Origin of the sequence: Streptomyces sp. NPDC048416, assembly GCF_043200435.1 — a bacterium.
GTDB lineage: Bacteria > Actinomycetota > Actinomycetes > Streptomycetales > Streptomycetaceae > Streptomyces.
Window position 1 is genome coordinate 56,790 of sequence record NZ_JBICXU010000002.1, and the last position, 14,073, is coordinate 70,862.

Annotated in this window: 16 protein-coding genes; 9 read left to right on the forward strand and 7 right to left on the reverse strand. The window is 71.0% G+C overall.

Going from position 1 to position 14,073, the window contains the following annotated elements; all coding sequences use genetic code 11:
- Positions 1-100: 100 nt before the first annotated feature.
- Both ACGFW5_RS03040 and ACGFW5_RS03045 read left to right on the forward strand, forming a co-directional pair.
- A complete protein-coding gene (locus ACGFW5_RS03040; RefSeq protein WP_393832400.1) occupies positions 101-685 on the forward strand; it encodes a Uma2 family endonuclease in 585 nt (194 codons plus the stop codon).
- Positions 686-789: 104 nt separating this feature from the next.
- A complete protein-coding gene (locus tag ACGFW5_RS03045) occupies positions 790-1,083 on the forward strand; it encodes an STAS domain-containing protein (RefSeq protein ID WP_393832401.1) in 294 nt (97 codons plus the stop codon).
- Positions 1,084-1,120: 37 nt separating this feature from the next.
- On the opposite strand, the gene ACGFW5_RS03050 is transcribed toward ACGFW5_RS03045, so the two are convergent.
- The 3 genes from ACGFW5_RS03050 to ACGFW5_RS03060 all read right to left on the reverse strand — a co-directional run bounded on the left by ACGFW5_RS03050 (position 1,121) and on the right by ACGFW5_RS03060 (position 3,196).
- Positions 1,121-2,308, reverse strand: a complete 1,188-nt coding sequence (locus tag ACGFW5_RS03050) for a methyltransferase domain-containing protein (protein WP_393832402.1) — start codon at positions 2,306-2,308, stop codon at positions 1,121-1,123.
- A gap of 322 nt (positions 2,309-2,630) precedes the next feature.
- Entirely contained in the window at positions 2,631-2,948 is a 318-nt protein-coding gene (locus ACGFW5_RS03055) for a hypothetical protein (RefSeq protein ID WP_393832403.1), read from the reverse strand.
- Entirely contained in the window at positions 2,945-3,196 is a 252-nt protein-coding gene (locus ACGFW5_RS03060) for a hypothetical protein (RefSeq protein ID WP_393832404.1), read from the reverse strand. The genes ACGFW5_RS03055 and ACGFW5_RS03060 overlap by 4 nt, the downstream gene beginning before the upstream one ends.
- Before the next feature lie 131 nt (positions 3,197-3,327).
- Here ACGFW5_RS03060 and ACGFW5_RS03065 point away from each other — a divergent pair, with 131 nt between their 5' ends.
- The 3 genes from ACGFW5_RS03065 (at position 3,328) to ACGFW5_RS03075 (ending at position 7,035) form a co-directional block, all read left to right on the forward strand.
- Positions 3,328-4,665, forward strand: coding sequence for a tol-pal system YbgF family protein (locus ACGFW5_RS03065; RefSeq protein ID WP_393832405.1), 1,338 nt, complete (start codon positions 3,328-3,330; stop codon positions 4,663-4,665).
- Between the two features lie 124 nt (positions 4,666-4,789).
- Positions 4,790-5,854 (forward strand): hypothetical protein, encoded by a 1,065-nt coding sequence (locus ACGFW5_RS03070; RefSeq protein WP_393832406.1) that lies wholly within the window; start codon positions 4,790-4,792, stop codon positions 5,852-5,854.
- Between the two features lie 77 nt (positions 5,855-5,931).
- Complete coding sequence (locus ACGFW5_RS03075) at positions 5,932-7,035, forward strand: helix-turn-helix domain-containing protein (protein WP_393832407.1); 1,104 nt, start codon at positions 5,932-5,934, stop codon at positions 7,033-7,035.
- Positions 7,036-7,149: 114 nt separating this feature from the next.
- On the opposite strand, the gene ACGFW5_RS03080 is transcribed toward ACGFW5_RS03075, so the two are convergent.
- A complete protein-coding gene (locus tag ACGFW5_RS03080; RefSeq protein ID WP_393832408.1) occupies positions 7,150-8,148 on the reverse strand; it encodes a sigma-70 family RNA polymerase sigma factor in 999 nt (332 codons plus the stop codon).
- 91 nt (positions 8,149-8,239) lie between these two features.
- On the reverse strand, positions 8,240-9,523 hold the full coding sequence (locus ACGFW5_RS03085) for an MFS transporter (RefSeq protein ID WP_393832409.1): 1,284 nt from the start codon (positions 9,521-9,523) through the stop codon (positions 8,240-8,242).
- Between the two features lie 120 nt (positions 9,524-9,643).
- Between ACGFW5_RS03085 and ACGFW5_RS03090 the strand changes: the two genes are divergently transcribed.
- Positions 9,644-10,549 carry a LysR family transcriptional regulator gene (locus tag ACGFW5_RS03090; protein WP_393832410.1) on the forward strand — a complete coding sequence of 302 codons (906 nt, stop codon included), beginning with the start codon at positions 9,644-9,646 and terminating at the stop codon, positions 10,547-10,549.
- Between the two features lie 85 nt (positions 10,550-10,634).
- Here the strand turns inward: ACGFW5_RS03090 and ACGFW5_RS03095 are convergent, their stop codons facing one another.
- A complete protein-coding gene (locus ACGFW5_RS03095) occupies positions 10,635-11,399 on the reverse strand; it encodes an alpha/beta hydrolase family protein (protein ID WP_393832411.1) in 765 nt (254 codons plus the stop codon).
- A gap of 114 nt (positions 11,400-11,513) precedes the next feature.
- Between ACGFW5_RS03095 and ACGFW5_RS03100 the strand changes: the two genes are divergently transcribed.
- The 3 genes from ACGFW5_RS03100 to ACGFW5_RS03110 all read left to right on the forward strand — a co-directional run bounded on the left by ACGFW5_RS03100 (position 11,514) and on the right by ACGFW5_RS03110 (position 13,866).
- Entirely contained in the window at positions 11,514-12,668 is a 1,155-nt protein-coding gene (locus ACGFW5_RS03100) for an adenosine deaminase (RefSeq protein ID WP_393832412.1), read from the forward strand.
- Positions 12,669-12,793: 125 nt separating this feature from the next.
- Entirely contained in the window at positions 12,794-13,087 is a 294-nt protein-coding gene (locus ACGFW5_RS03105; protein ID WP_393832413.1) for a hypothetical protein, read from the forward strand.
- Positions 13,088-13,167: 80 nt separating this feature from the next.
- Positions 13,168-13,866, forward strand: a complete 699-nt coding sequence (locus ACGFW5_RS03110) for a hypothetical protein (protein ID WP_393832414.1) — start codon at positions 13,168-13,170, stop codon at positions 13,864-13,866.
- Here ACGFW5_RS03110 and ACGFW5_RS03115 read toward each other — a convergent pair whose 3' ends face one another.
- Entirely contained in the window at positions 13,867-14,070 is a 204-nt protein-coding gene (locus ACGFW5_RS03115; protein ID WP_393832415.1) for a PspC domain-containing protein, read from the reverse strand.
- Positions 14,071-14,073 lie beyond the last annotated feature (3 nt).

Consider the following 14,073-nt stretch of genomic DNA (forward strand, 5'->3'; position numbering starts at 1 on the left):
TTTGGGCGACGCCCTCGTATGGGTGAACGGGACCGGTGGACCTCCGCCGGTCCCGTTCGGCATGCTGGACTGCGTGACGAACCGACGTAGGGAGACCGCCATGAGCGCACTCACGGTTGGCCACGAGCCCGGTCAGGGCTGGGACGACCTCGTCCGTCTCTGGGAGGAGACGGACGCACCCGAGGGCTGCAAGGTGGAGATCATCGAGGGGATCGTCACCTTGTCACCAACGCCATCGAACGATCACAACGACATCGCTGACACCGTGCAGCGGCAGCTCTATTCCGTGATCCCCGCGGACTGGGGTATCTACCAGACGCTTGCGGTCGCGGTCCCGTCCCGGCGGGGGATGTACATCCCGGACCTGGCGGTGGTTCCCCGGGACGCGTTGTCCGGCGGCAGCAACTTCATCCCTGCCGAAGCCGTCGAATTGGTGGTCGAGATCACCTCGCAGTCCAACGCGAGCCACGACCGCATCACGAAGGCCGCCGGGTACGCGCAGGCGGGCGTACCGCTTTATTTGTTGATCGACCGGTGGGCGCCCGGCGGGCCCACCTTCACTCTGTACGGCGAGCCCAGGGGGGACGTCTACCGAACGCTCACGGCAGGCAAGTTCGGCGAGGGGGTCACGCTGCCGGCGCCCTTCGAGCTGGTGATCGAGACGAGCGACTTCCCGGGGCGTTAGGGGGTGTCTGGGGGATCATGGCCGGGGCCGCCAGACACCCCCTAGGCCCCTGGGGGCTGGGTCGGCCACCGATGAGTTCCGCAGGTTCGCGGGGTCTGCCAGGTGTGGAAACCACCGGCTCTCCGGGGCAGCACCCTGTCCTCGTCGTCCCCGCCGCCCTCACCTTCGCCGACGTCCCGCTCCTGTGCGAGCGGCTGCGCGGGCTGTACCGGGCCGGGGCGCGGGAGGTCGTGTGCGACCTCGGCGCGGTGACCCGGGCCGACCTGGCCGTGGTCGAGGCGGTGGCCCGGCTCCGGCTCACGGCGCGGCGGGCCGGGGGCCGCGTGCTGCTGCGTAACGCGGGCGCTGGGCTTGTCGCGCTGCTTGAGCTGACGGGGCTGGGGCTGGACTCCCCGTAGAGCCCGGCCGCCGTCCGAAGCCCCGGTGCGCGGATCCCTACGCGGCCGGCCCCTCCGGTACGGGGTTGCTCGGATCGCCCAGCCAGACATGCTCACCCGTCGTACCCACAGTCAGCCCGAACTCCTCGATGGCGGGCCGCCCTTGCGCGACCCACCACACGATCCCGGACCGCACGGCATCCCACAGCCGGCGCGGCCCCGACTGCCACACGCGGGTGGTGGCGTGGTCCCGGAACTGCGCGCAGGCCCAGGAGCGGTCGGTCAGTCCGTAGAACCAGACAGCACGCGTACCTCCCTCCCTTGCGGCGATGACGCGCACGCAGTCCCGGACGCACAGGCCCAGCACGAAGTCCTGCGCGCTGAAGGGGCCGCCCAGGAGTTGTTCCTCCGTGACGGTGCTGGACGATGCGTCGCCATCGGCAACGCTGCCCACCACGTATGCGGCGTGTGTCACGCGTGGTTGACGCTGGGCCCGCGCCTTCATGAACTCCACGGGCCCGGTGAACCGCCCCGACGCGCTCCCGCCGTCATCGGCGACGACCAACCGGGCCACGGCGTCCGCGTTGCTGTAGTGGGTCCCCCACGGAGCCACGATGATCGCGCCGGGCCGGGCCTGCGCGATCCACGTGCGGGGGATGGACCGCAGACCGCAGGTCGCGATGATCCGGTCGTACGGCGCCCCCTCGCTGTAGCCCCGGAGTCCATCGCCCGTCTCCACGCGTACGGGAAGTCCGAACCGGTCGAGTACGGTACGGGCCGCTGCCGCGACGCTGGAGTCGAGCTCGACACTGACCACGTGCTCGGTCCCGAGCCGGTGGGCGAGCAGCGCGGCGTTCCACCCGGTGCCGGTGCCGATTTCCAGGACGCGTTGGCCGGGACGCACGTCCAGGTCGGCGAGCATCCGGAACACGACGGACGGCATGGACGCCGACGAGGTGGACACGCTGCCGGGGTCGGTGCCGGTGTGCGTGCCGTCGTCCCACTGCGTCACGACGGGGACGTCGGAGTCCGCGTATCCGAACCACCTCTCCGGATCGGCCGCCCGCGACACGGGAACGCTCCGCCCCGTCTCCATGTCCCACGGCCAGATGAGGTCGGGGAGGAAGCGGGAGCGCGGGACGGCGGCGAAAGCGGGTGCCCAGTCCGGGGTGAGCGCGCCCCCGGACATGAGGGCACGCCCCAGCGCGGTGCGGCTGGGGCGTTCCTGGTACGCATCGGCGGTCACCGGCTAGGCGGCCTTCGGCGGGTTGGGGACTCCGGGGCCGCCGTCGGGAGTCGGCGGCTGGTGCGGTCCGGGGTAGGGCTGCCCCGGCAATGTGTCGCCGCCGGGGGCTGGTGCGATGCTCATGGGGTGTTCTCCTTCACCACGTGATCGTTGTACCCGCCCGTGTGGATGAGCGGGGTCCATCCCGCCCCGACCGATGCCGACGAGTGAACACGCGGCGGGGGAACCGGGGTTCAGCCGGCCCGGGAGGGGCGGAGTCTGGGTCAGGCGCGTACCGCCGGGGCTTTCGTGATGCCTTTACGTCGAAGCGGGTAGTGGGCACTCACACGTTGGCCCGCGCGTCCTCGGCGGCTCCGCCGAGGTGCCAGTACTCCAGGGCGTTGGCCTCGGCCCGCCGTTCCTGTTCGGCCCGGTCCGCCAGGACCACGACCGCCGTGTCCTCGATCGTGCGCGAGAAGACCGCGTGACCGGTGCTCGCCGTGTGCTCCTGCATGGCCCGGCTCACCGTGTCGGCCTTCTCGGTCGGCGAGACCACGTAGGGGCAGGCCCCGTTCATGCAGGTGGCCGAGACGCGGAAGGCGCCGTCCGGGTGGGCCATGACCCGGTAGCGCACGAACCGCGCGGTGCTCCTGGTGCTCACCGGCGCCGCCGCCCCTCGATGGGGGTGTCGAAGACGCGCGCCTGAACGAGTTCGGCGGCCGACGGGTGGCGCAGGGCCTCGGGCGCCGTGGTCCATTCGGCTCCGCCGCCCGGCGGCCGGAGGTACACACTCCCCTCGAAGCGCGCCTGCACGACGCCGATTCTGTCCCCGTTCGCCGTGTCCACCGCGTACTCGGCGGTCCCTTCGGCGAACTCCTCGGTCCGGTCAATAGTGCTGTCCACGTCCACGGCGCGGTTCCTTTCTCGGCGGCCTCTCCTGTCTCTACGCAACCGCACGACCACGCACAGCGGTACCGTTGGTGCAGCGCGGCAGATTTATAGCGTTTAAATCGCCTACGCGCGCGGGGAGTTGGGCGACCATGGCGCACACGCCGAACGATCAACTGCGACGGCTGTTCGCGGAGAGCGGCTGGACGCTCAGCCAGTGGGCGCGGGCCGTGAACCTGGTGGGGAGCGAACACGGCACGCCACTGCAATACAACGCGTCCGCCGCTCATCACTGGCTGGGCGGTACGACGCCCCGGGAACGGGTACGGCGATTCATCGTCGAAGCGTTGTCGCGGCGGCTTGAGCGCCCCGTGACCCATGCCGAGGCAGGGTTCCGCAGCCTCCCCGATCCATCGGCCCATGAGCCGGATACGGTGGAAGGGCTGATTGAGCTGGGGAGGGGCGACATGGACCCATCACGCCGAAGCGTGCTCGGCGCTGGTCTCTTCTCGGTGGCACTGACCATTCCTGGCTGGCCCGACGTGGTGAGTCGCGCCGAGGCAGTTCAAACGGGGCGGACCAAGCGCATCGGCATGACGGACGTGGACATGGTCATCGCCATGACCGAGCGGGTGTCCGACCTCGATGACGAGTTCGGCGGACGCTATGCGCGCCCGATGGCCGCGGCGTTCCTGGTCAACACGGTGGCGCCCGCACTGCGCGTCGACGGCCCCGCAGAAGTCAAGAACGCCATGTGTTCCGCCGCCTCGGACTTGTGTTACCTCACGGGGTACATGGCCGTGGACGAAGGGTTCCACGGCTTGGCCCAGGGGTACTACCTCAAAGCCCTTGAGCTGGCCGGCGCCGCAAACGATCACCTCACCTACTGCACCACCCTGCGTGGGATGAGCGTGCAGGCCGTTGACCTGGGCCACGGACAGGCGGCTGTGCGACTGGCGGATTCTGCGGCCGCCGCTTCACCCGAAGCGGGACCACGGATGCGCGCGTTTCTGGCCGGCCAACAGGCCCACGCGGCAGCACGGGCCGGCGACCGTCACACCGCGTTGTCGTACTTGCGTGAAGCGGAAGTGGCCTTGGAAAAGGCGGAGTCACGCGCTACGACGTTCGCTTCGTACAACCCGTCATCGCTCAGCTACCACGTGGGACAGGTGCGCTACGAACTCGGTGACGTGAAGGGTTCCATCACGGCCCTCGCCGAGTCGGACAGACTCCGGCACCACACATTCCGTCGGAACCGGGTGCGGTACCTGTCCATGATGGCCGAACGCCAGTTGGAACTTGGGCACCTGGAGGCGGCCTGCGACACGTGGGGGCAGGTGGTGGACATCTATCCGCATGTCGAATCCGGCCAGTGCGACCAGCGCATCTCAACGCTCCTCCAACGGCTCCATCCCTTCACGAAGAACCAGGCGGCACGGAGTCTGTACGAACGGGCGACACTCGTTGCGCCATCCACGCTGAGGGCCTAGCAGGCCGGGCGGCCTCTCCTGCCGCTACGCTACGCAACCGCACGACCATGCACGGCGGTACCGTGTGAGGACGGTCAGAACATGAAAGCCATGAACGCCACGCGTACTGTGGGGAGTTGAGGGCATGGCCAACCGGACGCGCATCCCGAATGAGAGCGACATGGACCCGTCGCGGCGGGGCGTCATCGCTGCGGCCGGGCTGTTCTCCGCCGCCTTGGCCGTACCGGTGTTTGCCGCGGACGCCTATGCCGCAGAGGCCAACCCCGTACTGCCCGGCAAGCAGACGGTACGGATCGGAGCCGGACAGGTCGAATCAGTCCGCAAGATGACCGACAGGATCGCGGACATCCTTGACGAGTTCGGCGGAGCGCACGCGCGGCCGATGGCTGCCGCCTTCCTCGTCAACACCGTGGTTCCGTGGCTGCGCGCCGAAGCGACCGACGCCGTCCGGAGGGACATGTGGGCGGCCGCCTCGGACCTGGTCTATCTGACGGGGTGGATGGCCATGTACGAACGGGACCACGGAACGGCCCAGACGTACTACCTCAAGGCGCTGAAGCTGGCGAACCGCGCGGAAGACCATGTCACGTACTGTCGGACGCTGCGCGGCATGAGCCTCCAGGCGTCCAACCTCGGGTACGGGCCGCCGGCACTCACGTTGGCCGCCTCCGCGGCCGAAGCGGCACCCAAGGCCGGGCCGCGCCTCAAGGCGTTTCTCACCGGGCAACAGGCACACGCCACCGCGATGGTGGGGGATCACCGCCGCGCGCGTAACCTCCTCGCCGCGACTGAATCCGCCTTGATGCAGGCGGACAACCGGCGGGAGTCGATCGGCGGGTACGACCAGTCCGCGTACGCCTTCCATGTCGCACACGTGCTGTACGAGGGGAGGGATCTGCCGGGCTCCATCAGCGCACTGCACCAAGCGCTCAAGGTGCAACCCGCCAACGAGCGTCAGGGGAGTGTCCACTTCCACGGCGTGCTGGCCCAGCGTCAGCTTGAGTACGGTCATCTCGACGCGGCGTGCGACTCGTGGACACGCTTCCTGGAGGACTACGAGCATGTGTCGTCCGCCCGGGGGGACGAGCACTTCGACACGATGCGGCTCCGCCTGAAGCCGCACAAGAGTGCGCGAGCCGTCCGGCAGCTCGCGCCACGGATCAATGAGGTTGCCCGGCTCAAGGCGTGAGGACTCGGGCCTTCGTAGCCACCCGATCCGCCGGCGTCGTAGCGCTCTTGTTTGTTCGGAGAAGGACCAGAGGACGCATGGCCATCGGTGACGTGATCAGGGAGCTGTGCCAGGCGCGAGGGTGGAGCCAGGCCCGCCTGGCCGACGAGATCAATGAGCGGTATGGCACGAACCTGACCCGTGAGTACGTCAGCAAATGGTGGCGGGGCAAAGTCACGCCCAGGGGGTTCTACCTTGCCAAGCTGTCGGTCGTTCTCGACGTGCCCCTAGCCGTCCTTGAGGGTGAAGTGAATCGACGCACGTTCCTGACGGATGCCGCGGGGGCTGCCATAGCGCCTGTCATCGCCTCCGACCTTCTCACCGCGGGGTTCGCCGCCCGTCTCGCAGGGGGGCCTTCGGCGGACGCCTGGGAGAGCAAGCTGGCCACGTACGGCACCGAGTACATGTCGCTCGGCGCCGCGGACATCCAACGCCGGATCTCCGGCGAGCTGGTGGTGGTGCAGCAGCAACTCGACACACCGCACCTCTGGTCGGTGGCCTCGCGGCTCATGACGCTCTACGCGAAGACCTTCCCAGGAGCGGACGGGTCCAAGGCCGTGCACTGGTACCGCATGGCCGCGAGGGCCGCCGACCGCTCGGGGGACGTGGCGACCCGCGTGTGGGTGCGAGGTCGTGCAGCCATCGCCCTCGGGTACGAAGGGGCTTCGCTGGGCGTCGCGGATGTGGTCGCGCAACAGGCCCTGGAGATCAGCGACAAGCCCTCGCTGGGACTCCTGAACGCGATCTACGGCAGGGCGCACGCGGCGGCGCTCCGGGGTGATCGCGGAACGGCCCTCCGGTTTGACACGCAGGGACGACGCATCTTCGACGCAGCCGGGTCGCATGCGCAGACCTCGGACTACGCGGTCCCTCATTGGCGGCTGAACGTGTTCCGTTCGTTGCTGTTGGCCAGGCTCGGGGATGAGCGGGGAGCGGTCGCGGCACAGGACGCGGCCCGCGCTGAACTCCCCGCCGAACTGCCGCGGTTCGCCACGCACCTGGAACTCCATCGAGGCCTGATGCTGGCGCGTGCCGGTGATGAGGAGGGAGGCGCCGCTTACGCACAGGCGGCCATGGACGCACTGCCACCCGAAAAGCACAGCCTCACCCTGCGCATGCTCATGCGCGAGATCCAGGGGTGAGGGGCAGCCCGCCGCTGCACCCTCTCGAAGTGGCGAGGCACCCGGCGCCGGCCCGCCCCGCTCGGTGGGCCGGGGTTGTCCGGTGTCGGCGCACCCCGTGCCGGGAGCGGGTCCTCAGCCCACCCGGACCGGGTCACCGTCCTTGTCCAGGCGGGCCGGGAGGTTGAAGAGGGGGAACCAGCGGTCCGTGTCCAGGAACGAGCAGATGCCCGACACCTTGCCCCCCGACGTCTCGATCACCATCAGCGCCCACGGAGTGAACCCGCCCTCGGGATCGGGGTGGTAGTGCGCGAAGGCCGGCGTGCCGTTGGCCACCGTCGGGAGCAGGCGGGAGCCCCGGCAGACCTCGCCCACCCCCAGCATCCAGCCCACGATGTCGTCGTGGCCCCGCAGCCACAGGTCGTACGGCGGCATGGACAGCGTCGCGTCCTCGTGGAGCAGGGCGGTGAGCGCCGTCATGTCGTAGCCCTCGAAGGCCGCCACATAGCGGTCCAGGAGCTTCTGCTGCTCCTCGTCGAGGGGGTCGGCCGGGTCCGTCTGCTTCGGGTCGGAGTCGGCCAGGGTCGAACGGGCGCGCTGGAGCGCGGAGTTGACCGAGGCGACCGTCGTGTCCAGGAGCTCGGCGACCTCCGCCGCCTTCCACGCCAGGACCTCCCGCAGGATCAGCACCGCGCGCTGCTTGGGCGGCAGGTGCTGGAGCGCGGCGACGAAGGCGAGCCGCACCGACTCGCGGGCCAGCGCCGCCTCCGCCGGATCCTCGATGCTCGGCAGCACCCGCCCGTCCGGCACCGGTTCGAGCCAGGTCACCTCGGGGCGGGAGTTGAGCTGGGCGTTGGCCACCGGCGTGGGCGCCGTCAGATCCATCGGGCGGGCCCGCTTGTTGCCCGCGGTCAGCATGTCGAGGCACACGTTGGTCGCGATGCGGTACAGCCAGGAGCGCAGCGAGGAGCGGCCCTCGAACTTGTCGATGCTGCGCCACGCCCGCACCAGCGTGTCCTGCACCGCGTCCTCCGCCTCGAAGGCGGAGCCCAGCATCCGGTAGCAGTACCCCGTCAGCTCCCTGCGGTGCTCTTCGAGGCGTACGTCCAGGTCCGCCGCTGCCAGCTCACTCATCGGTCCACCCCGTGTCGTGCCGCGCAATACCAGCACTTCGGAAGCTACCCGACCCCACTGACAATCGCGCGCGAACCGGTGAAAGCGCAGGTCAGTGGCGGGCGTGCGCCAGGTGCAGGCGCTGGGTGCGGCGCTCGGCGCGGGCCGCGTGCGAGCCGTACAGGGTGACCGAGACGACGCCGAGGACCGCGAGGATGCCCAGCAGCACCGTGGCGGGCCAGCCCGCCGCGTGGAAGGCGACCGCGCCGAGCGTGCCGCCCGCGCTCGATCCCAGGTAGTAGGCGGACTGGTAGAGCGCGGACGCCTGGGCGCGGCCCTGCTTGGCGGTGTGGCTGACCGCGGACGACGCGACCGAGTGGCCCATGAAGAAGCCCGCGGTGATCAGGACGAGCCCCGCCAGGATCGCCGGCAGCGAGGAGGCGAGCGAGAGCAGCAGCCCGGCCGCGGTCGTGGACACCCGGAGGTACAAAGCGCCGCGGCGGCCGACCCGGGCCACCAGCTTGCCGGCCGTCGCCGAGGCGACCGTACCGACCAGGTACACCAGGAAGATCGAGCCGATCAGGCCCTGCGGCAGGTGGAAGGGGGCCGCGGTGAGGCGGTAGCCGATCACCGTGTAGACCGCGCCGAACACCGTCATGAACAGCGCGCCGATCGCATACAGACGCACCAGGAGCGGGTCGGTGAGGTGGCCGCGCACCGTGCGGGCCAGGGCGCGCGGGTTCAGCGAACCCGGCGTGAAGTTGCGGGCCTTGGGGAGGAGCAGCCGGAACACCACCGCGCACACCGCGGCCAGCGCGCCCACCGAGAGCAGTGCCGCGCGCCAGCCCCAGGCCTGCGCCACCCACCCGGTCACGATGCGGCCGCTCATGCCGCCGATCGAGTTGCCCGCGACGAACAGGCCGATCGCCCCGATCAGCGCCTTCGGCTTCACTTCCTCCGCCAGGTACGCCATCGCCGACGCGGGGATCCCCGCGACCGCGGCGCCCTGGACCGCGCGCAGCGCCACCAGCCAGCCGATGCTGGGCGCGAACGGGACGAGCAGGCCCACCGCCACCGCGACGGCGAGGGACACCGTCATCATCCGGGTCCTGCCGAACCGCTCGGACAGGGCGCTCAGCGGCAGGACGAACAGCGCGAGCGCGCCCGTGGCGGCCGACACCGTCCAGCTCGCCGCGCTCGCCGTGGCCCCGAGGTCCGCGGAGATCAACGGCAGCAGTGCCTGGGTGGAGTAGAGGAGGGCGAAGGTGGCGACACCGGCGGCGAAGAGCGCGAAGCTCATCCGGCGGTAACCGGCGGCGCCCGGGGTGAGCTGGAGCGGGGACGGCGAGGTGGAGGCGTCCACGGTGGTGGACGCCCCGGTACTGGCGGGAGGCATGACACGACCGTAGGCCTGCCTGCATTTATGCGTCCAATGCGTGGATGCGCCAGAATCAATGCAGCACCGTATAAGGCGAGGTCAGGGGCGGGCGTGTCATTGAACAGTTACGAAGAATCCATGGAAGACGCCGCGATGGCACTCGCGCCGCGCCTCGCCTACTTCGTCGGGGTCGCCCGCCACGAGCACGTCACCCGCGCCGCGCAGGAGCTGGGCGTGCCCCAGCCGACCCTCTCGCGCGCCATGGTCCGCCTCGAACAGGACCTGGGCGTCGCCCTGTTCGCGCGCAACGGCCGCACCATCGCGCTGACCGCCGCCGGCCGCACCTTCCTCGGCTCCGCGGAACGGGCCCTCGCCGAGGTCGGGCGGGCCGCCGAGTCGGTCCGGGCGGACGCCGACCCGGGCACCGGCAGGATCGCCTTCGGCTTCCTGCACACCCTGGGCTTCGAAACCGTGCCGGGCCTCATCCGCGCCTTCCGGGCCGACCACCCCCGCATCCGCTTCACCCTCGTACAGAACTACGGCGAGGCGATGATCGAGCGGCTGCGCGCCGGCGAGCTCGACCTGTGTCTGACCTCGCCCGTGCCCGACGCGCCCGACCTGGCGGCCCGGCGCCTCGACGAGCAGCGACTGTGTCTGGTGGTGCCCGACGACCACCGGCTGGCGCGGCGCAAGCGCGTGCGGCTCGCGGAGGCCGCCGACGAGACCTTCGTGACACTGGAACAGGGCTACGGACTGCGCCGGATCGCCGATGCCCTGTGCGCGGAGGCCGGGTTCGCGCCGCGCGTCGCCTTCGAGGGCGAGGAGGCCGAGACGCTGCGGGGCCTGGTCGCGGCCGGGCTCGGTGTGGCGTTGCTGCCGCCGCCCGCGGTGGCGAGGCCGGGCGTCGTCGAGCTGACCGTCACAGCGCCGCGCGCGGTGCGCGAGATCGGCGTCGCCTGGCTCGACGGCCACCCGGACACCCCGCCGGTGGCCGCCTTCAAGGCCTTCCTGCTGTCCCGGCGCGGCAAGCTCATCCCCGGGTAGCCGGGCGCCCGCTCGCCCGCCGGTCCGGCCGCCGGGCGCCGGGCGCCGGGCGCCTACGGGCCTACGGGCCAACGGGCCAACGGGCCTACGGGTGAAGGGAATCGCCGAATCCGGAGGCCAGTGGCATGCGCAGTCCCAGCGGCGGGGGAGCGGCGAAGGCATCCGTGACCGGGCGGGCGTAGGGGCGGGAGAACAGGGTGCCCAGGACGAAGTCCACGGCCAGCGCGTGGACTTCGGAGCGGTGCTGGCGCATCGAGTGGCCGTCCGAGTGGACCTCGAAGCGGCAGGTGTCCCGGTTGGCCTTCTTGGCGCGCTCGGCGAGACGGTAGGACAACTCCGGGTCGCTGCGCCCGTCGTCGGTGCCGTGCACGATCATCACGCGCCGCCCCACGAGCTGCTTCACGGGCTCCGCGTCGGTCGCCAGATCCTCCGGCGGCACCCAAGGGGCCAGCGCCAGAACGGAGTTGACCGCCGGGTGGCCCGCCGCCCGCAGCGCGGCCCGGCCGCCCATGCCGTGTCCGGCCAGGCACACCTGCACGTCGCCGTAGCGGCGTACGACCTCGTCGGCCGCCCACTCGGCGTCCAGGGCGAGCCGGGCGTCGCCGCCGTTCCAGCCGTGGCCGCGGTAGTGCACGCCGTGCGCCACCAGGCCCTCCGCCCGCCCGTCCCTGGCCAGTCTGCGCGCCAGTGGCAGCGCGGCGGCGTACGCGAAGGGGGAGGGCCGGCGTGCCGAGACGGGATCGCCGTCCGGGAGCACGAGGACCACACCGCTGACCGTCGCGCCGGTGCCGGTCGCACCGACGGCCCGTCCCAGCCGGGCAGCAGGCAGGGGAATCGCTTGCTGTGCCATGGCAGAACAGTCTCAGAAGCCCGGGTGTACGCCACCCGTCCGCACGGTCACTGTTACGTATCGACGGCGCTCGGACGCCGGATGATCTACGCGCGTAGGGGCTAGAGTGCGCAGATGACGAGCCAGACCGCATCCGCACCCACCCCGGATCAGATCAGCCGTGCCCCGAAGGTGCTGCTCCACGACCACCTCGACGGCGGTCTGCGTCCCGGGACCATCATCGACATCGCCCGCGAAGTCGGGTACGACTCACTGCCCGAGACCGAGGCCGACAAGCTCGGCATCTGGTTCCGCGAGGCGGCCGACTCGGGCTCCCTGGAACGGTACTTGGAGACCTTCGCGCACACCTGCGCCGTCATGCAGACCCGGGACGCGCTGTTCCGCGTCGCCGCCGAGTGCGCCGAGGACCTGGCCGAGGACGGCGTCGTCTACGCCGAGGTGCGCTACGCGCCCGAGCAGCACCTGGAGCAGGGCCTCACCCTCGAAGAGGTCGTCGAGGCCGTCAACGCGGGCTTCCGCGAAGGCGAGAAGCGGGCGCGCGCGAACGGCCACCGCATCCGGGTGGGCGCGCTGCTCACCGCGATGCGGCACGCCGCCCGCGCCCTGGAGATCGCCGAACTCGCCAACTCCTACCGGGACTCGGGCGTCGTCGGCTTCGACATCGCGGGAGCCGAGGCCGGGTTCCCGCCCACCCGCCACCTCGACGCCTTCGAATACCTCAAGCGCGAGAACAACCACTTCACCATCCACGCGGGTGAGGCCTTCGGCCTGCCGTCGATCTGGCAGGCGCTCCAGTGGTGCGGCGCCGACCGGCTCGGCCACGGGGTGCGCATCATCGACGACATCGAGGTCGCCGATGACGGCAGCGTCAAGCTCGGCCGGCTCGCCTCGTACGTGCGGGACAAGCGGATCCCGCTGGAGATGTGCCCCACCTCCAACCTCCAGACCGGCGCCGCGAGCTCGTACGCCGACCACCCGATCGGGCTGCTGCGCAAGCTGCACTTCCGGGCCACCGTGAACACCGACAACCGGCTGATGTCGGGCACCAGCATGAGCCAGGAATTCGAGCACCTGACGAACGCGTTCGGTTACACGCTCGAAGACATGCAGTGGTTCACGGTCAATGCGATGAAATCAGCATTCATTCCTTTCGATGAACGACTGGCCATGATCAATGACGTGATCAAGCCCGGTTATGCCGAGTTGAAGTCCGAATGGCTGTTCCAGCAGACGGCTACGACCAGCGGTTCCGCGGTCGCGGGCGGCTGATATGAGGTAGCGGAAAGCGGCCGGGAGTGTGAACACCCGGCCGTTTTCCGGTGTTTGCGGCGGGGGTCGTCGAATGGCTACTTTGGCCAGCCGCTCACGTTTCCCTCCGCAAGGACGAATCTCTGATGAAGCAGTCTGCCAAGACGCTCGGTGTCGTTGCCCTCGGTGCCGCCTTCGCCGCCGCTGCCGCCGGTACGGCGTCCGCCGCTCCCGCGCTTCCCATGGGAGCGGTGTCGACCGTGGCCGCCGGCACCCCGCTCGGTCTCGTCAGCAAGGCGCTGCCCGCGGTCGCCCCCGAGTCGCTGACCGGTCCGAAGGGCCAGAGCTCCGACCCCGTCGCCGGACTGCTCGGCGGACTGCCCACCGGCCCGGTGGCGAGCAACCTCGCCGGCGGCGGACTGCCCGGCCTCTCCGGCTGACCGCACGTGCCGAACCCCCGAGGGGCGCACACCCGTGAGCCGGGTGCGCGCCCCTCGGGGGTGTGAGTAGGGTCCGGATCATGCGTCCGAAGGCGTCCGCCCGAGCGGCGGCGCTCATCCTCACCGCGCTGCTCGCGGCCGCCGCCTGCACCGGCCCGCCCGACGGGCCGGTCGAGTCCGTGAACGGCCCGTCCCGGACGCCGGCCACCCTGCTGCGGGCCGCACTCGCGCCGGGTGACGTGCCCGGCTACCAGGTCTTCGCCGATCCCTCGCCCGACGACAGCCGGGGCGCCGCCCCACGCGCCGACCGGGCCGCCTGCGCGCCGCTCGCCGAGGTGATGGGCGAGCGGCCCGACGACCGCGCCCGTGCGACGGTGAGCCGGGGACTCGGCTCGCGCGACACCCCGGGGCTCGCCGTGACGGCCTCGCTGTCCGCCTACTCGGCGGCCGACGCCCGGCACCTCGTCGACGGGCTTCGCACCGCCCTGGCCCACTGCGGCGCGGGCTTCGGCACGGTCCTCGACGGGCAGGCGGCCACCTACACGGACGTACGGGCCACCCCGTACGAGATCACGGGCGCGGAATCGGTCAGCTGGACGGCGACCGCGACCGCCCAGGGGGCGCCGGCCCCGGTGCACGTCGTCGTGGTGCGCCAGGGGGCCACCGTCGTGCGGTTCATGGCGATCAACCTGTCCGGGCGCGCGCCCTCGACGGCGAACGTGCCGCACGCGGTCGCCGACGCCCAGCTCGCCAAGCTGGCCAGGACCGCGCCGGGCTGACTACCAGGCGGCGCGCGGCGACTTCTCGCCGGGAATCAGGGCCCACATGGCCAGGTAGAGCACGAACTGCGGTCCGGGCAGCAGACACGACACGAGGAAGATCACCCGCATCGTCGTGGCGGAGGTGCCGAAGCGCCGTGCGAGCGCTGCGCACACCCCGCCGATCCTGCGGCCCTCGGTGGGGCGGACAAGAGGGGCGCTCATGAA

Coding starts and splice junctions, on each gene's coding strand:
- ACGFW5_RS03095 (WP_393832411.1), bottom strand. CDS start 11,399: ATGGCACAGCAAGCGATTCCCCTGCCTGCTGCCCGGCTGGGACGGGCC.
- ACGFW5_RS03105 (WP_393832413.1), top strand. CDS start 12,794: ATGAAGCAGTCTGCCAAGACGCTCGGTGTCGTTGCCCTCGGTGCCGCC.
- ACGFW5_RS03070 (WP_393832406.1), top strand. CDS start 4,790: ATGGCCAACCGGACGCGCATCCCGAATGAGAGCGACATGGACCCGTCG.
- ACGFW5_RS03040 (WP_393832400.1), top strand. CDS start 101: ATGAGCGCACTCACGGTTGGCCACGAGCCCGGTCAGGGCTGGGACGAC.
- ACGFW5_RS03085 (WP_393832409.1), bottom strand. CDS start 9,523: ATGCCTCCCGCCAGTACCGGGGCGTCCACCACCGTGGACGCCTCCACC.
- ACGFW5_RS03115 (WP_393832415.1), bottom strand. CDS start 14,070: ATGAGCGCCCCTCTTGTCCGCCCCACCGAGGGCCGCAGGATCGGCGGG.
- ACGFW5_RS03110 (WP_393832414.1), top strand. CDS start 13,168: ATGCGTCCGAAGGCGTCCGCCCGAGCGGCGGCGCTCATCCTCACCGCG.
- ACGFW5_RS03075 (WP_393832407.1), top strand. CDS start 5,932: ATGGCCATCGGTGACGTGATCAGGGAGCTGTGCCAGGCGCGAGGGTGG.
- ACGFW5_RS03100 (WP_393832412.1), top strand. CDS start 11,514: ATGACGAGCCAGACCGCATCCGCACCCACCCCGGATCAGATCAGCCGT.
- ACGFW5_RS03065 (WP_393832405.1), top strand. CDS start 3,328: ATGGCGCACACGCCGAACGATCAACTGCGACGGCTGTTCGCGGAGAGC.
- ACGFW5_RS03090 (WP_393832410.1), top strand. CDS start 9,644: ATGGAAGACGCCGCGATGGCACTCGCGCCGCGCCTCGCCTACTTCGTC.
- ACGFW5_RS03080 (WP_393832408.1), bottom strand. CDS start 8,148: ATGAGTGAGCTGGCAGCGGCGGACCTGGACGTACGCCTCGAAGAGCAC.